15 protein-coding genes are annotated in these 18,359 nt (G+C 39.0%); 4 read left to right on the top strand and 11 right to left on the bottom strand.

The genetic code is table 11. The annotated features are described in order from the left end of the window. Positions 1-52: 52 nt before the first annotated feature. The 7 genes from FOC45_RS03765 to mfd all read right to left on the bottom strand — a co-directional run bounded on the left by FOC45_RS03765 (position 53) and on the right by mfd (position 12,008). Entirely contained in the window at positions 53-1,891 is a 1,839-nt protein-coding gene (locus FOC45_RS03765; protein WP_009389436.1) for a HEAT repeat domain-containing protein, read from the bottom strand. Between the two features lie 53 nt (positions 1,892-1,944). Continuing rightward, complete coding sequence (locus FOC45_RS03760; RefSeq protein WP_009389434.1) at positions 1,945-3,390, bottom strand: SWIM zinc finger family protein; 1,446 nt, start codon at positions 3,388-3,390, stop codon at positions 1,945-1,947. Positions 3,391-3,425: 35 nt separating this feature from the next. After that, positions 3,426-6,263: an excinuclease ABC subunit UvrA gene (gene uvrA, locus FOC45_RS03755; protein ID WP_009389432.1), complete on the bottom strand. Its 2,838-nt coding sequence runs from the start codon at positions 6,261-6,263 to the stop codon at positions 3,426-3,428. Between the two features lie 109 nt (positions 6,264-6,372). Beyond that, a complete protein-coding gene (locus FOC45_RS03750) occupies positions 6,373-7,338 on the bottom strand; it encodes a hypothetical protein (protein ID WP_009389431.1) in 966 nt (321 codons plus the stop codon). 47 nt (positions 7,339-7,385) lie between these two features. Next, on the bottom strand, positions 7,386-7,631 hold the full coding sequence (locus FOC45_RS03745; RefSeq protein ID WP_009389429.1) for a hypothetical protein: 246 nt from the start codon (positions 7,629-7,631) through the stop codon (positions 7,386-7,388). 131 nt (positions 7,632-7,762) lie between these two features. Beyond that, a complete protein-coding gene (locus FOC45_RS03740) occupies positions 7,763-8,395 on the bottom strand; it encodes a hypothetical protein (RefSeq protein WP_009389425.1) in 633 nt (210 codons plus the stop codon). 298 nt (positions 8,396-8,693) lie between these two features. Further along, positions 8,694-12,008 (bottom strand): transcription-repair coupling factor, encoded by a 3,315-nt coding sequence (mfd, locus tag FOC45_RS03730; RefSeq protein ID WP_009389422.1) that lies wholly within the window; start codon positions 12,006-12,008, stop codon positions 8,694-8,696. Between the two features lie 264 nt (positions 12,009-12,272). On the opposite strand from mfd, the gene FOC45_RS03725 reads away from it, so the two are divergent. The 3 genes from FOC45_RS03725 to FOC45_RS03715 all read left to right on the top strand — a co-directional run bounded on the left by FOC45_RS03725 (position 12,273) and on the right by FOC45_RS03715 (position 15,084). Continuing rightward, positions 12,273-13,313 carry an IS30 family transposase gene (locus tag FOC45_RS03725; protein WP_147715965.1) on the top strand — a complete coding sequence of 347 codons (1,041 nt, stop codon included), beginning with the start codon at positions 12,273-12,275 and terminating at the stop codon, positions 13,311-13,313. Between the two features lie 604 nt (positions 13,314-13,917). Then, on the top strand, positions 13,918-14,328 hold the full coding sequence (locus FOC45_RS03720; RefSeq protein WP_009733838.1) for a PaaI family thioesterase: 411 nt from the start codon (positions 13,918-13,920) through the stop codon (positions 14,326-14,328). Positions 14,329-14,457: 129 nt separating this feature from the next. After that, positions 14,458-15,084, top strand: coding sequence for an L-threonylcarbamoyladenylate synthase (locus FOC45_RS03715; RefSeq protein ID WP_009733837.1), 627 nt, complete (start codon positions 14,458-14,460; stop codon positions 15,082-15,084). An 85-nt stretch (positions 15,085-15,169) separates the two neighbouring features. Here FOC45_RS03715 and FOC45_RS03710 read toward each other — a convergent pair whose 3' ends face one another. Both FOC45_RS03710 and FOC45_RS03705 read right to left on the bottom strand, forming a co-directional pair. Further along, positions 15,170-15,454 (bottom strand): transcriptional regulator, encoded by a 285-nt coding sequence (locus FOC45_RS03710; protein WP_009733836.1) that lies wholly within the window; start codon positions 15,452-15,454, stop codon positions 15,170-15,172. Next, entirely contained in the window at positions 15,444-16,043 is a 600-nt protein-coding gene (locus FOC45_RS03705) for a hypothetical protein (RefSeq protein WP_009733835.1), read from the bottom strand. Before FOC45_RS03705 ends, FOC45_RS03710 begins: the two co-directional genes overlap by 11 nt. Before the next feature lie 258 nt (positions 16,044-16,301). Between FOC45_RS03705 and FOC45_RS03700 the strand changes: the two genes are divergently transcribed. Then, entirely contained in the window at positions 16,302-16,991 is a 690-nt protein-coding gene (locus FOC45_RS03700) for a PAS domain-containing protein (protein WP_009733834.1), read from the top strand. A 72-nt stretch (positions 16,992-17,063) separates the two neighbouring features. Here the strand turns inward: FOC45_RS03700 and yajC are convergent, their stop codons facing one another. Both yajC and FOC45_RS03690 read right to left on the bottom strand, forming a co-directional pair. Then, on the bottom strand, positions 17,064-17,360 hold the full coding sequence (yajC, locus tag FOC45_RS03695; RefSeq protein WP_009733833.1) for a preprotein translocase subunit YajC: 297 nt from the start codon (positions 17,358-17,360) through the stop codon (positions 17,064-17,066). 56 nt (positions 17,361-17,416) lie between these two features. Further along, positions 17,417-18,358, bottom strand: a complete 942-nt coding sequence (locus FOC45_RS03690; RefSeq protein WP_009733832.1) for a transcription antitermination protein NusB — start codon at positions 18,356-18,358, stop codon at positions 17,417-17,419. Position 18,359: the final 1 nt, after the last annotated feature.

The raw sequence follows: 18,359 nt of genomic DNA, 5'->3' as shown, positions 1-18,359 counted from the left end.
ACGAAATACGATGGTTCGTATTTCGTCTTTTTTTATCTTTTGTCTTTACCGGCTATTTCTCTATTTGCCACGCTATTTCCTTAAAAATATCGAGTTTTGTTTTCTCGTGTAGCTCGCGGAACTTCTGGGCATATTCTTTAGGGAAAGGCTTCCAAAAGTTATCATCTTCTACTATTGTGCAGTAATAATACTGGTTGCTTTTAGGCATTTTTGCCAACGACTCATATAGCACTTCAAACTTATTAGGCATATTGCGCTTTATTATCAGGCGGTAAAGACGTTCTAGAGTATAAGCTGAACTTTTATCCAATGCCTTAGTAATAAGATAGTTTACACGCTCGCTGTCTTCCTCTATACGGTCTAACACCATAAGGGCATCGGTGTTAAAACTGTTATCTACTCGCGAGCCTGCTAAGTAATTGCAAAGCAAGTCTGCCCAACGCGGGTCTAACTCTTCTTTAGTAAGAGGTTTTTTATCGTAATATCCACCATAGTAACCATAATAACGATAAGTAGTGCCTGAAGTAGTGCCTGCTAAGGCTTCTATCATATATTGGGCATTAATCGCTTTATTAAATTGTGGTGCAAAGACCTCGTATAGCTTCTCTCTGCTGAAACGCTCTTTGCTATCTAAAACACGATAGAGATAGTTTATAGCTAATGGCGATGTCCAAGTATTGCCGAAAACATCAGTAGCATATTGCTCATAGAAAGACAATACTTTATCTTTATCAAAAGTGTAGAGTATTTCATTCAAGCAAGGGGCTATGTTATAATTGCTTGCTGAACGCTTTTTAGCCATTGCATCAAATCGTTTATTGCTTAAAATCTCACCCAATAGTGCATACGTTTCAGGATAATCTTTGTGTTTGAGAATCTCCCACTCTATAGGCAATCGCTCAAAGGCTGCCGTTAGGGCTTTTTCGTCTGCTTCGTCCATTGAAAGCAGCGCTTCAAAGCGTTCGCGTACTTTCTGAAGGAATGGCTGATAGTGCGTGGCTAACGGAACTGAGGCTATTGCTTCTGCCAACAGTTCCCCATTTCCTTTCTGCTTGTTGTTGCTGTACAACTCATATAGCTTATCGACGCTGCGCTGTGTGCCGATTTTAGCCAATGCTTTATAGGCTGCCCCACGCACTGTTTTGTTTTTATCGCCTGTGAGAGTGATGATAAAATCTTCGGTCTTCTCATCTTTTTTATCTGAAAGTATCGCTATAGCTTCGGCTTGTAGGTTAGGCAAACTTTCTGCAAATATCTTATCGATAAGCGCGTCTACCTCAGCATAACCTAACTTATAGAGCAAATGCAAGCGGCGTACGTTTTCTACCTTGTCTTCTAACTTAAAGTCGGCTACTAAGAAAGGTAACATCGCCTTGCCGCTAGCGGGAATGACTACCTCCATTATATAATCGGCTAACTCTGAATACTTGTCTGCTAGAGCAAAGCTCAAGTAACCAAAGGTACGAGAGTCTTTGAAAATACCGCGCTCATAAGCGTCTTTTACCGTCTCTAAACGCCCTGAGTTGCTTTGGGTAAGAGCTTGTAGTACCGGCTTTAGCTGCAAGTATGAGTACTGTGTATTGACATCGGCAAGAGCCACATTGGGCACTTGGTCGGCTACAGCAGCTCCCTCTTCAGTGGTAGTGCCTTGTGTATAAAGCACAGAATAAAGCAAAGTAGAAAGCGATAATAACTTTTCAGCCGACTGTTGGGCATCGAGCTGCAATAATTCTTCTACATCTTGGGCTAATTTATTGAAAACAGGGGCTTTCTCGCCTAATTTCTTTAGTATAGGTATATGCTTCTGCAAGCGTGGGTCGTTCTTAGAAAACTTACTACCTGCTATAAATAACCTATTCAATTCTTGTTGTAATTCGTATAAAGGTTTCATATTGATTTGTCAATTTGTTAATTTGTCAATTTGCTAATCTACTAATCGGCAAATTAATATTGTAATCTAACTATTTTCTCGGGGGTGATGAGCGAAAGCGGTTGTGCCGATAGCAGTCCGTCTTTCACATCATTATGCATCATCACTGTTAGACAGAGTCCTTCGGCATTAGCAGGCAAAAAGGCTCTTAGGTTGGCAGTAGGCGATACGGCTCCCTCCTCAATATCTTTGAGGGTAAGAGCAAAACCATTGGCATCTTCTACTACCAAGTTATCACCTTTTAGGTAGGCTTTGTCCAGTGCCAATAGCACTACAGGCTGTTTGTCCATCAGTGGGTTTTTAATCGTATTTTTTACTGATTTGATAGTTTCGGCAAACTGCATTGAAGCCCAACTTTTGAGGATAGCCAAATCTTCTTTTTGCAACGGACGCTCTACACTACCCTCTGCCTCCCAACGGATACGCGGGTTTTGGTCACCTGGGTAGATGTACAAATCTTTTAGTTGCAACACGCTAAATACACTATTATCTTCTTTGATATACTTAGCCGCTTTATAAGGACGATAGTTGAGCGTTTTGTATATCTTACCTGTTTTGAGGTTCAGCCATACGCCCTCATCTACGTACTCTTTGCGTGCCTCATTGTCGTAACTGTTAAAAGATAGCTGTACGAGGCTTGCATTCTCTTCATACTGACCGTATTGCATTAGCTCTACCAACTTCCACACATAGCCTATTTGCTCTTCAATAGCCGATGACAATTCAGGCGTACCCTCTGGGTCTTCTTTGCGCGCTTTGAGGTAGTCGGTTGCTTTTTTGAGCAAAGCCGAAAGGAAGTTCAGATTATTTACTACCTCTGTATATTCTTCGTTCTCTACTTCTTCTATTGACAGCAATAGATTGTTGAAGGTAGTTTGTATTCCCCCGATATAGTAGTTGCCTAGCTCTTTTATCTGTGCTTTCAGAGTGGAGCGCATTTTGGCATCTACTGATGAAAGTCCTGTGTTTACTATATCGCGTAGTAATTTTTGGGCAGTCTCTATACCTATGAGCTGTGCATCTATTTTCTTAGTAAAAGCTGCCTTATTTACCTTTTTAGGTTTTTCGGCTTTCTCCTTAATCGACTCCTTCTCTTGGGCTTTTTTCTCTTGCTTTTTCTCTATCTTATCACGCTTAGAAAGGATATCCTCTGGTACATCGGCTTGGGCAAATTGCGAAGCATCAGCCTCATAGCAATAAAGCAACCCAATGGCGTGTTTACAAGGGAATTGCCTACTAGGGCAGTTGCAGCGAAACACAGGGTTATTGGGGTCTACATAGTCAGCAGAGCAGTAATAAGGGTTCTTACCACTACCGGCACATTCACCCCATATTAGGTTCTTTTCAGCACTAATTTTCAGGTTAGCGAACTTCCCTTTTTTGTGCAATTCTCGCCCTTTCTTAGCTGCTTCAGCATTCGGGGCAAGTTCTTCAATTTTTTGCTGGGTAATTTCTATCATTGTTTTTTTCGTATTTTGTATTTCTTATTTCGTCTTTATTTCAGGTATTCTGCTGTAAAGCTCTTCTTGTTTTTTGCTACTTCTTCAGGGGTACCAAAGGCTACTACTTCACCACCTGCTTTACCACCATCGTAGCCTATATCTATAATGTAATCTACCTTGCGTATCACATCTATATTATGCTCTATCACCAGCACGGTATTGCCTTTATCTACTAAGCGATCGAGGACTTCTAAGAGTACTTTTACATCTTCAAAGTGAAGTCCCGTGGTGGGTTCGTCTAATATATAGAAAGTGTTGCCCGTGTCTATTTTAGAAAGCTCTGTAGCCAACTTCACCCGTTGGGCTTCCCCTCCTGAAAGGGTAGTAGATTGTTGCCCCAAAGTGATATAGCCCAAACCTACCTCTTCAATAGTTTTGAGCTTGCGGTATATTTTAGGAATAGGCTCGAAGAACTGAACTGCCTCGCTAATAGTCATATCAAGCACATCGGCTATCGACTTTCCTTTGTAGCGCACCTCGAGGGTTTCGCGGTTGAAGCGCTTACCTTTGCAGGTCTCGCAAGGCACATATACATCAGGCAGGAAGTTCATTTCTATCACCTTTAAGCCTGACCCTTCACAGGTTTCGCACCTACCGCCTTTTACATTGAAGCTAAAACGCCCAGGTTTATAGCCGCGTATTTGCGCCTCGGGTACTTGGGTGAAGAGATTGCGTATCTCGCTAAATACCCCTGTATAAGTTGCTGGGTTAGAACGCGGTGTACGCCCAATAGGCGATTGGTCTATATCGATAACCTTATCGATATGCTCCAAACCCTCTATGCTTTTGTAAGGCATTGGCTTTTTCACTCCGTTGAAAAAATGAGCGTTGAGGATAGGGTACAGCGTCTCGTTAATAAGGGTCGATTTGCCACTACCCGACACGCCTGTTACCCCTATCATTAGTCCCAAGGGGAATTTAACAGTTATATTCTTCAGATTATTGCCCGTGCAGCCTTTTAGCACAATTTCTTTACCGTTGCCTTTGCGCCTTTCAGCTGGCACTTCTATCTTCTTGCGCTTGCTCATATAATCGGCGGTAATGGTAGGGGCTTTTAAGAGCTCTTGGGGCGTACCTTTGAAGATGATTTCACCCCCATTCACTCCTGCCTTAGGTCCTATATCCACCACATAGTCAGCCTCTTGTATCATCTCTTCATCGTGCTCTACCACTATTACCGAGTTGCCTATATCGCGCAGTGATTTGAGCGAGTTGATAAGTCGCTGATTATCGCGCTGGTGCAAGCCTATGCTGGGCTCATCTAAAATGTAGAGTACCCCAGTAAGCTGCGAACCTATCTGGGTAGCCAAACGTATGCGCTGTGCCTCGCCCCCTGAAAGCGACTTTGAACTGCGGTTTAACGACAGGTAGGTAAGCCCTACATCTATGAGGAATTGCAGTCGGGTGCTGATTTCTTTAATGATTTCTGAGGCTATCTTCTGCTGTTTCTCTGAGATATGCTGAGGCAGCTCTTTAAACCACGCCAATAGGTCAGTAATATCTAAAGCTGAGAGTTCAGCTATATTTTTATCGGCTATTCTGAAGTACAATGCCTCTTTGCGCAAGCGCGTACCGTGACAATGTTCGCAAGGCACGGTATCCATAAACTCTTCTGCCCAACGCTTGATAGCTGCCATATCGGTATTATCGTGCTGACTCTTAATAAAGTTGATAATCCCCTCGAAGTCTATTTCAAAATCGCGGGTTATACCCAACACGTCCGACTTGATAGCGTACTTTTCTTTGCCACCATAAAGGATAATATCCATCGCCTCTTTGGGCAACTTATCAATAGGGTCAGAGAGTTTATAACCAAACTTTTGAACGATAAGCTCTAACTGCTTAAAAATCCAAGTAGTTTTCTGCTCGCCCACCGCAACAATACCTCCGTTTTTGATAGATAGCGAGGGGTCTGGGATTATCTTAGCAAGGTTGATTTCTTGCACTTCGCCCAACCCGTTGCAGTGCGGACACATTCCTTTAGGCGAATTAAAAGAGAAAGTGTTAGGCTCTGGCATAGGATAAGAAATACCAGAAGAAGGACACATCAGGTGGCGACTGAAGTACTGTGCTTTGGTCTTGTCTTGCTCTAACACCATTAGCACATCATCGCCGTAGTTCATCGCTATTTTAATGGTTTCTTGTAGTCGTTTTTGGGTATCGTCAGTATCATCTACCTGCATACGGTCTACAACTATTTCTATATCGTGGGTTTTGTAGCGGTCGAGCTTCATACCCTTTTCTATATCGCGTATTTCGCCATCAGTGCGCACTTTTACGAAGCCTTGTTTGGCTATCTGCTCAAAAAGTTCGCGGTAATGCCCTTTGCGCGATTGCACCACGGGGGCTAATATATTGATGCGTTTGCCGCTGTAGTCTTTAGTGATGAGCTCTTGTATTTGGGCATCGCTATAGCTCACCATTTTTTCGCCTGTGGTATAGCTATAAGCATCGGAAGCCCGCGCAAAGAGTAGGCGCAAGAAGTCGTATATCTCGGTAATCGTACCCACCGTAGAGCGTGGCGATTTAGAGGTTGTTTTCTGCTCAATAGCAATCACTGGCGAGAGTCCGTCTATCTTATCTACATCGGGGCGTTCGAGCCCTCCGAGAAACTGACGAGCATAGGCAGAGAAAGTTTCTATATAGCGGCGTTGCCCTTCGGCATAAATAGTATCGAATGCTAATGACGACTTGCCACTACCCGAAAGCCCTGTGAAAACTACTAACTTTTCACGAGGTATGCTAAGGTCTATGTTTTTGAGGTTATGCACCCGTGCCCCTTGCACTTCAAGGTTTTCTATAGGGGTTATATTAGTAGTGTTTTTTTTCATTTAAATCTTATATTGTTGCTTGTAATCTTACAGCACTTACAATCCTTTTTTATGCAAAGATAATAATTAATTGACAATTAACAATTAAGAATTGATAATTTTTAATAGATTACCCTCCTACTAAAGAAGGCTGTTTATATATCCAATTATGAGCATTAGCAAATGTTATAAATTTATCATTTTCTTTTGCACTTTTAAATGTTATATAAGCTACTTTTAAATTAGGAAGTTCCTCTAATCTATAAAAGTCTTCAGCTTTAAGTTTCTCTAAATCTGTAATCATCAGATATTTTAGTTGCTTCAATTCAAAAAGAGCTTCTATACTTTCAAGATTCTTTAAATGAACACATTCGAGATGAAATATATTTTCTTTATTTTTAAAAGAAGTAAGCCTTGTAATATGAGGCATATACCTCAATCGCACATCAGAAACCACAGGTAATGAAGCAATATTTTCTATACTAACATCTTTACAGTTCTGTAAAGAAATATATTCTATATCAGGAAATTTCTCAGCGATCAAATCACTATGGATAAACTTACTATCAACAGTAAGTTCTTTAATAGGTAAATTATTGAGTTTAGAAAAATCTATCTCTCGAGCGCTCAAATGCTCTAGCTTTTCAAATGTATTGAGTACAGCGTATTGTTTTATAGTCAATCCAGTATATAAACTTAAAAAAGATAAGTTTTTAAATTTAGTCAAAGGAACTAAGAATATACCTTTTTTTACATTATTATATATCGTAAATTCTTCTAAATCATCAATATGTGATAACTCTGATAAATCCTCTATAAAGCCATTGAATACAATTATTTTTAGTTTCTTTACATTGGTTAAATAGCGTAGTTGTTTTAAATTCTCCTGATTCATCTCTGTACTTTTATTTAAAGATAACCAAAGTTTCTTATTGTACTTCTTTAAATAGAAATTAATAGATGACAAAAGTTCTTCATCACCTAATAGGTTACTAATATACAGATGTTCAGCATTTTTTATAGCATCCTCTAAATTAGCAGTATTATTTAGTTCATTGATATTCAATCTTTTATTGTAACTGGTTGTATTTTGCATATTTTAGTTTGTTTTGCTTTATACTTATGTACAAAATATTCTTTGTTTCAAACACGATCATATTCTATTGCATCTAACAAATCTGCTATTTTATCAGCTTTATCGCGAGATTCATCATCGTTATTCTCACCTTCTTCATAATACTTCACAAATAAATGTTGTAATGTAGCTTTTATTTCTTTATCAGAAATATTTTCTTTCCTTGCTAAAAGTACTAAATCTATCATTAGTAGAGATGATTTAGGCTCTTCTTTTAGACTTAAGGCTTTTTCAAATTCTTCTTCCAATAACATATTTAAGAACGCATTTATAATTAATTAAAGAGACAAAAACTATCATTCCTATCTTTGCTTCAATTTTTTTCTTCTTTGCCATATTTAAATGTTTTTTGAGATGTGAATTAGCAAATATCTCCATTTTGAGGTTAGTATTTATAAAAATAGGATAGGTTACTTGTTTTTAATGAAAAAGGTATTTGAACTCTATCATAACTATTAAGAGAGATATTAATGCTGTCTTTTATTCTTTGTTTTGAAATAAGTATTAGGATTTTCTGTTCGTATAAGTCTGTAGCTATAATAGGCAAAAAGCAATGTTCTGAAACTATTGTTTTAAAGAATATAGTCTTTATTTCATCTAAATTCTTATCAGAATAATAATCTGATACTATTTTTTCTAATATTTCTATTTTAGAGGAAAAGTCGTCTTGATTTTCTATAAGTATAACCCCTATATTTTGATTGAAAATTCTCAGCTTCATTAAACTTTCTAACTCACCAATAGATAAAGTTGTAAAATCGAGGAAAATAGATTCGTTTTTTACATTCAATATCTTTTTACTAATACTTTTAAAAGAGAAACCTATGTTTAGAAACGCACCTTTTAACTCAATTATTTTAGGATTTACGTTATTTAAATTGGCGGTATTAATAGCTGAGCTCTTGAGAAAAGCCCAAGAAATATTAGTTGTATTTTGGGCAAGGGTATGTAAATCTTCTATCTTATGGAAAGAATAATAAAGACCTAATGACTGCACCCATTTATAAAAATCTTTCATATTGTTTATGCTTTATAGGTAAAAGCTATATAGGAGAAGTAAATTCCTATAATTATAAAGAAAACACCTGTAATAAAACCAATAACACGCGCCATATCACGACCTAAATAACGGCTTATTTACCCCATAGTACAATTGTTTTGGTAATGTTTATCGGGTTCGTATAGCCAATCCCAGTTTTTTAGAGCACCTATGATGAGGCAAATGCGAGCAAAAGAGCTACAATACCACCAAATGTAATAAGTTTTTTACCTACCCAATTTTTAAATGTTTTCATAGTGTTTAATATTAAATATTATTACGCTTCTATTTGTTGTAGCACTTTTAGGGCTTGATACACAGTATTAATACCGTCAAAGAGTATTAGTAAGCGCAGCCCATTACGGGTTTCTTTCTCTTGCATACGGCATTGGTTAGGGTATCGCTGTACGAAAAGAAGCAATTTTTGGAAGCGCGCACTTTGGTAGAACGGACTATTTTGGTCGGCTATAAAATAACCTGTCATCTTTCCGTTTTTCATCACGAGCTTCTCTATCCCCATACGGGTTGCCAGCCATTTTACGCGTACGCTGTTCAGCAGGTCGATAGCCTGAGGGGGCAACTTGCCAAAACGATCGATAAGGTTGCGCTGATACACCTGTAAGGCTTCCTCATTGGTCAGATTGCTCAGTTCGTTATAAAGGTTGAGTCGTTCGGCTACTCTATTGACATAGGTGTCGGGGAAGAGTAGTTCAAAATCGGTGTCTATTTGAGTATCAGTGAGGTAAGTTTTGTCTTCCTCGGCAGTGCGATATAGTTCTGAAAACTCGTTTTCTTTAAGCTCTGTTATGGCTTCTTGCAATATTTTTTGGTAGGTATCAAACCCTATCTCGTTAATAAAACCACTTTGTTCACCGCCAAGTAGGTCGCCTGCCCCTCTGATTTCTAAGTCTTTCATTGCAATGTTAAGTCCGCTACCCAAGTCGGAGAACTGAGCTATTGCCTCTATACGCTTGCGGGCATCATCGCTCATCGCTATCAGTGGAGGGGTGATGAAGTAGCAAAACGCTTTTTTATTGCTACGCCCTACCCTACCACGCATTTGGTGCAGGTCTGACAAGCCAAAATTATGAGCGTTATTGATAAAAATAGTGTTAGCATTCGGCACATCTAATCCACTCTCAATAATAGTGGTAGCCACCAGCACATCATATGCCCCCTCCATAAAGGCGAGCATCGTCTCTTCCAGCTTCTTACCGTCCATCTGTCCGTGCCCTATAGCTATGCGGGCATCGGGTAGCAAACGCTGTATCATACCGGCAACTTCCTGAATGTTCTCTACGCGGTTGTGCATAAAAAACACCTGTCCGCCGCGTTGTATTTCGTAGCGAATGCCATCGCGTATCACCTCTTCGCTAAAAGGTATCACTTGCGAATCAATAGGATAGCGGTTAGGCGGTGGCGTATTGATAACCGAAAGGTCGCGTGCCGCCATAAGGCTAAACTGCAAGGTTCGCGGTATAGGGGTAGCCGTAAGGGTCAGCACATCGAGGTTTTCTTTTAGGGTTTTGAGCTTGTCTTTCACCCCTACCCCAAACTTCTGTTCCTCATCTACTATCAGCAGTCCCAAGTCTTTATATTGTACCTTTTCGCCCACTATTTGGTGCGTACCGATAACAATGTCGAGTTGTCCTTTGGCGAGTTCTTCCAAAATGATTTTCTTCTCTTTAGCCGTGCGAAAACGATTCAGATAATCGATGCGCACCGGAAAATCTTTCATACGCTGACTAAAAGTCTGGTAGTGCTGAAAAGCCAATACCGTAGTAGGCACTAATACGGCTACCTGCTTGCCGTTATCAACTGCCTTAAAGGCTGCCCTGATAGCCACTTCGGTCTTGCCAAAGCCCACATCGCCGCAGACTAACCTATCCATAGGTTTGGCACTCTCCATATCGGCTTTTACTTCGGCAGTAGCCTTGCTTTGGTCGGGGGTATCTTCGTAGAGGAATGAGGCTTCGAGCTCGTTCTGCATATAGCTGTCGTGTGCAAAAGCATAGCCTTGTGCCTCTTTGCGTTTGGCGTATAGCTGAATAAGGTTGAAAGCAATCTCTTTTACCCTTGCTTTAGTCTTCTGTTTGAGGGCTTTCCACGCTCCTGACCCCAATTTGTATATTTTGGGCGGTTTGCCGTCTTTGCCGTTGTATTTGGTTATCTTGTGCAAGGCGTGAATGCTGACAAATAGCACATCGCGGTCGCCATAAATCAGCTTGATGGCCTCTTGCTGCTTGCCCTCTACTTCTATCTTTTGCAAGCCAGCGAACTTGCCTATACCATGGTCGATATGGGTAACATAGTCGCCTACCTCCAGCTGCATCAGCTCTTTGAGGGTTATCGCTTGCTTTTTAGCATAACCGTTTTTTAGCTGAAATTTATAGTAGCGCTCGAATATTTGGTGGTCAGTAAAAACGTTTATTTTCAGTTCGTTATCTACAAAACCAGCGTGCAACGATAGCTGTACCGTTTGGTAAGCTACTTTCTGCTCCATCTCTTCGAATATATCGTGAAAACGCTTTGCCTGCTGCTCTGTGCCGCACAATATATAGTTCTGATAGCCCTCGGCGTGCTTCTCATTGAGGTAAGCGATGAGCAGCTCGAATTGCCTATTAAACGAGGGTTGTGGAGTGGTGAGGAAAGTGAGTTCAGGCTGTGAAATCCCTATGTGAATGGACTGCAATCGGTTAGCTTGCGCCAAAAGGTCTTCTGTCTGGCAATAGAGTTCCTCTGGGGCAGTACGCTTCACCTCATTGGCTAATTTCTGATAAATATCGGTAGCTTTTGCGAAGAGTTTATCTATTTTCTGTCCTAAAGAGGCTATATCTTTAGCTATAAAGAGCGTTTGCGGACTAATATATTCTAAAAACGACTGTCGCACCTCATCACTTTCCTTATTTTCTACGTTAGGAATGATGATTATCTGCGAAAGTTGTGCAGTAGATAGCTGGCTTTCTACATCAAACGTGCGAATACTCTCTACTTCATTGCCAAAAAACTCTATACGATAGGGTTCGTTATTAGAAAATGAAAAAATATCGACTATCCCCCCACGTACCGAAAACTCACCCGGTTCGGTAACGAAGTCAGTGCGGTTGAACTGATAGCTAAAAAGTACCTCGTTGAGGAACTCAAGGGTAAGCGAATCGCCTTTGGTAATTTTTAGGGTATTCTGTTCTAACTGTTTGCGGGTAATAACTTTCTCGAAAAGGGCTTCAGGGTATGATACTACTATCAGCGGTTTAGTGCTGTGGCTTAGTTGGTGCAACACCTCAGCGCGCAGTAGCACGTTGGCATTATCGGTATCTTCTATCTGATAAGGGCGGCGATAGCTATCGGGGAAGAAAAGCACCCGCTGCTCGCCTACTAAAGTTTCTAAATCGTTGAGCACATAGGCACTTTCCTCTTTGTCGGGCAACAAGACTAACAGCGGGCGATGCGTATGGGTGTATAGGTTTGCCACCACTGCCGACAGCGAGGCACCTGCCAAGCCCCCTACAGTAGTGCTATTCTGCGCCTGCACTTTGGCAAGCAAGGATTTATAAAGGCTACTCTGAGCCAGACTTTGTAATAACTCTTTCACGATGATAATTAAAACTACAAAGTGCAAAGGTACGAAATAATTGTTAATGATTAATGTTTCAAGGTTTATACTTTGTTTATTCTTCGCTTATCGTTCGCTCATCCTTCGCTCATCCTTCGGTGTAGGTATATCTGAAGTAAAGGGAAGATATCCTAAATTCAAGTAATAAAAGTAACTTTTTAATAAGGGTTTGTTTTTAATTTTTGTCTGCTGCAGACAAAAATTAAAAACAAAAAAAGCAAGGAAAAATCATATAGTTTTTCCTTGCCAAATGAAAAAAATCCTCATATTTGCGTTGTTGAAATTGAAAAATGTAAAGTACAAATTATGAGTCATATTTCATTGGGGCAAAGATACAAAATAGAAGGATATCTACAAATTAATTTAAAAAGAGCTCAAATTGCAAAAGAAATAGGGTTGCCTAAAAAGACTGTAAATCAAGAAATTAAAAGAAACTCTAATCCTCAAACAGGCATATATAAAGCTGAGGAAGCTCATCAATTATACCTTGATAGAATGCAGAAAAAGAGAAAAGCTATACATTTTACAGAGGAAATTAAAGAGCAGGTAACTACCCTTTTAAAAGAAGATTATAGTCCTGAACAAATTGCAGGAACACTAAAAAATATTTCTCATCAAACTATTTATAAGTTTGTTTGGAATGATAAGAAAAAGGGAGGTGATTTGTACAAACACCTTAGAAATCAGGGGAAAAGGTATCAAAGAAAAGAAACTTATAAATCAAATGATCCTATTAACGATAGAAAAAGTATAGACTTAAGACCAGCAATCGTTGAACAACGCTCACGCATAGGTGATTACGAAGTGGATTTAGTAATGGGAGCTAATCATAAAGGAGCTATTTTAACATTTAATGATAGAGCTACAGGTTATACTTTATTAGGGCACTTGCCTTGTAAGGGAGCTATCCATACAAAAGAAATGATAGCTAAGTTAATTACTGAAAATCAACTAACTATACATACAATAACCTCTGATAATGGCAAAGAATTTTCTAAACACAAAGAGCTATCAGAAGAGTTCAATTTAGACTATTATTTTGCTCATCCATATCATAGTTGGGAGAGAGGTTCTAATGAGAATTATAATCGTTTATTAAGACAGTACTTTCCAAAGGGAGCTGATTTAAGGTTTATAAATGAAGAAGAATTGGAGAGAGTACAAAACAAACTTAACAATAGACCTCGAAAAAGATTTGGTTATATGAGTCCAAAACAGGTATATTTGCAAGCTATTAAAAATCAAGGAAACGTTAACTTATTGAATAACAATCAGCAAAATTAAAAGTTACCTTTATGAATTGAATCTGCCTATGGGAGAAAAAATTCTGTTAGTATTTTGTTTTGAACTAATAATATACTATCTTTGCAAGAAAAAAAATAACTTATAGACACAATCAGAATAAAGTTTAATAATGCTGCAGACTTTTACATATTTGAACCACTCTTTAAACGTTTTAATGTAACGGTTTATAACGATACAAAAGACATTAAGGGCAAGTTGAACCTCTAAAAGGGTATGGTTAAGTTCTTTCTGCATATGGACACTATGAGTAATTTTTGGCTACAGAATATTAATATAATGGGACAAGTGTGAGGAATGAGAGGGCTGTGAGTGGTGAGACTGGTGAGACTGATGAGACAAGTGGGACGAGTGAGACTGGTGGGAGGAATGAGAAGGCTGGGAAGGCTGGGAAGGCTGGGATTGGGAGACAAGTGGGACGAATGGGACAGGAGGGAGTGGTGAAAGGGAATAGGTTTTTGGGAATGAGGTTATGACCTTATTCTTATTTTTTTCCTGTTAAAAAATAATACCCTTTGTATGAGCTAATTGCATTATTTTTTGTAGTTTTGCTTTTTAAATTCTATTTTCTTTCTAAAAACTTACTATGAACAAAGATGATTTACAGCTAAAATGGGACGCGCTACCTGCCAATAATCTGATGCGGCAGTGGCAAATGCAAATAGCCGAGATTACCGAGCAGTCGGTTACCCTCTCTATGCCCGTAACCGACCAAGTAACGCAAGTAGATGGCGTGCTACACGGCGGGGCTACTCTTGCGCTGGCTGAAACGGCTGGCAGTATAGCTGCCTTTTTGCTATGTCGGAAAGGGGAGGAACAAATACGCGGTATAGAACTGAGTGCCAACCACCTACGCCCTGGTAAAGTAGGCGACACTCTCTACGCTAAAGCCGTGTGCCTAAACGCTGGACGTACCCTACAACTCTGGGATATAAAGGTGACAAACCAAGAAGAAAAACTGATTTCGTACTGCAAATTTACAACGATTAGTCGTTAGTGGTTAGTCGCTAGTCGTTAGAAAGCGACCTAAAGACTAAGGAGTAACGAACTAACCACTAAAGACTAACAGCTAACGACTAAGGACTAAGGACTAAAAACTAACGACTAAGGACTAAAAACTAAAAATATGGCTCAATTTATTAAACTCTACAACGAAAATCCTAACGAAAAGGAGATTGCTAAGATAGTGGAAGTACTGCGCAATGGTGGTCTTATCATCTATCCTACAGATACTGTGTATGGCTTAGGGTGCGATATTACCAACACCAAAGCCCTCGAAAAGATAGCGCGCATAAAAGGAGTAAAACTCGAAAAAGCGAACTTCTCATTCGTTTGTTCTGACCTAAAGAACCTATCAGATTACGTAAAACAGATAGACAGCAGTACCTTTAAACTGCTAAAACGCGCTTTGCCAGGGGCTTATACTTTTATAATGCAGGGCAATAACAACCTGCCTAAAGACTTTAAGAAGAAAAAAACGGTTGGGATACGCGTGCCCGACAACCTGATAGCTCGCACCATAGTAGAGCGCTTGGGCAACCCTATAGTATCGACTTCTATCTACGATGAAGACGATGTGATAGAATACACTACCGACCCCGAACTCATTTTCGAGAAATGGCAAAACCTTGTAGATATAGTAATCGACGGTGGATATGGTGATAATACCGCCTCTACGGTCATTGACCTATCGGGTGATGAACCAGTGGTTATACGCGAGGGGAAAGGAGACGTTGATATTATTAGTCGCTAGTAATTAGTCGTTAGTCGTTAGTCGTTAGAAGGCGACTCTATTCTAACGACTAACAGCTAACAACTAGCGACTAACTCACTAACGACTAAAGATTAATATAGCTTTTTAGCGCTTCGATATATTCTTCAAAAGCTGAAAGTCCCTTAGGGGTAAGCTGGGCTTCAGTATTAGGGTAATTTTCTTTGAACGTTTTTTTGATACTGATATAGCCCGCTGCTTCTAACTTCTGAATTTGTACCGAAATATTGCCCGAAGTGGCTTTGGTAACTTCTTTAATACGAGCAAAGTCGGCTTTTTCTTCTGAAACCAATAGCGAAATGATAGCCAAACGCAATTGCGAATGCAAAATGGGATTTAAATCAGCAAACATTACTTCTCTTTTTATATTCATTATGAAATTGAATACCAGGTACTAAGAACAATAGGGCTGCTAATACTACACATACCAAAGGCAAATAGATTTCACAACTAAATGGTACAAATATAGCTGCATAAATTAACAACAAAGCTACTAAGGATGTGGCTATCCAGAGTTTCATTTTCATTTGCAATGCCATTGCTAAAGCTACAAAAGCAAATGGCAAATAAATGACCAAAATCGCTATTTGAAATTTGCCAAAAGGACTGAAAGGTACTAGAAAAGCAAAAATTGCATTAATGCCTGCTACTGCCCATATCCAATCTAACCAATCGGCGTAATTTTTTTGTGTAGCAACTTTCTTTTCTTTGTACTTGATAATGAGGTTGACCACAAAACCAAGAGGCATCACTACTCCCCATACCCAACCTGATTGTTTGGGATAATAGTTGGCAATGAGCATTGCAAACTGCACTGTACCTGCAAGCATAATGAGCACACTCCAAAAGATAAGGAAGAAACCGTTTTCTTCGTACTTTTGTTTTCGTTGATTGATGACAGATTGAATGATTTTCAAGCTGTCGGCTACTTGTAATTCCATAGTTTTAAAATATTTAATGTTATAAATTCGCTGCAAATATAAGTTAGTTTATAATATAAACCAAATTTTTAGCAAACTTTTTTTGTAACCTCCTTCTTACTTCCTCCAAAATGGGAACAGAAAGTCATACTATTACACTTAAAAATCAGCTACTTACAAAATTATTGTTACATCTATCACAAAAAAGATAGTTCGTTATTTTGTTTTTCGATTTTAAAACCCTACTTTTGTCGCCGTTGAATATAAATCATAAATCGTATGTCAGAACAAGTAATAAATAAACCCACCCCCATCAATGAGGAAGTAGTGTGGGATAAAACCAAAACTATCATCAGTACTACTGATAGATTTGGCAATATCACTGACGTAAACCAAACGTTTATAGATGTTTGTGGTTATTCAGCAAGTGAATTGTTAGGAAAACCCCACAATATTATCCGTCACCCTGATATGCCTAAAATAGTATTTAAGGTAACGTGGGACAATATTTTGGCAGGGCGCAACTTTCACGCTATTATAAAGAACTTAGCCAAATCGGGTCGGTATTACTGGGTAATTACTGACTTTGAGGTAGGACGCAATATTATGGGCGAGGTGGTAACTATTATGGCACGCCGCCGTGCTGTGCCCCAGCACGTAATCACTGACCATATAGAGCCGCTATACCAAACGCTCCTAAAATTGGAGAAAATTGGTGGTATGGAGCTTAGTAACCGCTATTTCAAAGGTTTTTTAGAAAAACAAGGCAAATCGTACATTGAGTATGTTATGGATATACTTGATGACTCTAAACGCGAAATACGCTTCGAGCCAGTAAATACACACACTGATACCGAAAGTACTTTAGGCGATTACGAAATATCTGATGATATCTTTAGTGAAGATCACAAAGAAGAAAATATACTACAGCGCAAAAGTTTCTTTGCTAAATTGTTTTCAACAAATTAAATTCCTAAAGAGACAAACTAAAAAGGGCTATCCTAATTGTAGGATAGCCCTTTTTAGTTCTGATTTTAGCTTTTATGCTTTTTTGTAATCTTTGTTCTCAGCAGCTTTTAGCTTAGCCGATAATTCCATAGAGATAGCAGAACGCTCAAACATTATTTTGCCTGAAAGCGTTTCGATAACACAAGTATCGTCAGTAAGTTCTACTATACGTCCGTGTACACCACCTTTAGTTATTACCTTATCGCCTTTCTTCATATTTTGTATGAAGTTCTTTTCTTGCTTTTGTCGCTTCATCTGAGGGCGAATCATCAAAAAGTACAGCACCACGAACATCAGTATAAAGGGTGCTAATTGATTTAATGTTTGCATTATTTATATATTTAGTTATTAAAATTAGCTGTTGTAAGGCAAAATACGCTCCCTTACTAAAGGAGACCGCGCCCTATTTTCTTTATAAGCTCTTTTTCTTCAAGCTCTTTGTGTATCACATTGAGTATTCCGTTAATAAATAAGCTACTCTTCGGGGTAGAATATTCTTTAGAGAGCTCTAAATACTCGTTTATCGTTACTTTTATCGGAATACTTGGGAAGTAAAGCAGCTCGCATACCGCCATCTTCAGCAGTATATTATCGAGTACCGCTACACGCTCTTTATCCCAGTTGGTAAGTTTATCATCTATAAAATTCTTTAGTTTATTGTCATTCAGCACTGTCTTCTTAAATAGGTCTGACAGAAATAGTTTTTCGTCGTCAGTATTATAAAGAGTGGGCGTAAAATATTTTTCAGGAGGGTTAGGACGCAAATTCTTAAATAATTTGACAATAAAAGTATTGACAATAGGGTAATCATCTACCCAAGTGAGGTTATGGTCTTCAATAAACTCATAAAAATCATCGTCAGGAGCTATAATTTCCTCGAAAATAGTTACCACAAAGTCTCTATCAGTAGCAAAAGAAGTTTCTTTGCCAGCATATTCTTTGTAATAATCACTTTCTAATATCGCCTTATAGAAGTTATTGACGTATTCGTAATGAAGATCAAAGAGATTCATTTGGGCAGTTTCTATTGCTTTTTGCAGTGATTCATTTTGGCTAATGAGGGTAAGAAACTCATTATTAGCGATTAGCTGGTGCTGCTTAGTATCGGCAGGAGTCGCTAAATATTTTTTCTGAGCTACCTCGCTTTGTTTGATAGCATAGGCGTGTAGCTCGGTGAGGAGCGATAGATGAAGAAGATATAGGTCGTACATCTCATTAGCACTATTTTCTAAGTACTTTACTTCTTTGTCTAAGTCTTGACTTTGGCTTTGCTGCATTGCATAAACCGACTGCATCACTTTAGCCCTAATATGTCGTCTTGTAAGCATA

Source organism: Capnocytophaga sp. FDAARGOS_737 (assembly GCF_009730375.1).
Lineage (GTDB): Bacteria > Bacteroidota > Bacteroidia > Flavobacteriales > Flavobacteriaceae > Capnocytophaga > Capnocytophaga leadbetteri.
This window is presented reverse-complemented; position numbering and strand designations above follow the sequence as displayed.

Bases quoted from the DNA above. Each gene is read 5' to 3' on its own strand.
- FOC45_RS03760 (WP_009389434.1), bottom strand. From the start codon at position 3,390: ATGATAGAAATTACCCAGCAAAAAATTGAAGAACTTGCCCCGAATGCT.
- FOC45_RS03720 (WP_009733838.1), top strand. From the start codon at position 13,918: ATGAACAAAGATGATTTACAGCTAAAATGGGACGCGCTACCTGCCAAT.
- FOC45_RS03705 (WP_009733835.1), bottom strand. From the start codon at position 16,043: ATGGAATTACAAGTAGCCGACAGCTTGAAAATCATTCAATCTGTCATC.
- yajC (WP_009733833.1), bottom strand. From the start codon at position 17,360: ATGCAAACATTAAATCAATTAGCACCCTTTATACTGATGTTCGTGGTG.
- FOC45_RS03690 (WP_009733832.1), bottom strand. From the start codon at position 18,358: ATGCTTACAAGACGACATATTAGGGCTAAAGTGATGCAGTCGGTTTAT.
- FOC45_RS03765 (WP_009389436.1), bottom strand. From the start codon at position 1,891: ATGAAACCTTTATACGAATTACAACAAGAATTGAATAGGTTATTTATA.
- FOC45_RS03745 (WP_009389429.1), bottom strand. From the start codon at position 7,631: ATGTTATTGGAAGAAGAATTTGAAAAAGCCTTAAGTCTAAAAGAAGAG.
- FOC45_RS03750 (WP_009389431.1), bottom strand. From the start codon at position 7,338: ATGCAAAATACAACCAGTTACAATAAAAGATTGAATATCAATGAACTA.
- FOC45_RS03700 (WP_009733834.1), top strand. From the start codon at position 16,302: ATGTCAGAACAAGTAATAAATAAACCCACCCCCATCAATGAGGAAGTA.
- FOC45_RS03740 (WP_009389425.1), bottom strand. From the start codon at position 8,395: ATGAAAGATTTTTATAAATGGGTGCAGTCATTAGGTCTTTATTATTCT.
- uvrA (WP_009389432.1), bottom strand. From the start codon at position 6,263: ATGAAAAAAAACACTACTAATATAACCCCTATAGAAAACCTTGAAGTG.
- FOC45_RS03715 (WP_009733837.1), top strand. From the start codon at position 14,458: ATGGCTCAATTTATTAAACTCTACAACGAAAATCCTAACGAAAAGGAG.
- FOC45_RS03710 (WP_009733836.1), bottom strand. From the start codon at position 15,454: ATGTTTGCTGATTTAAATCCCATTTTGCATTCGCAATTGCGTTTGGCT.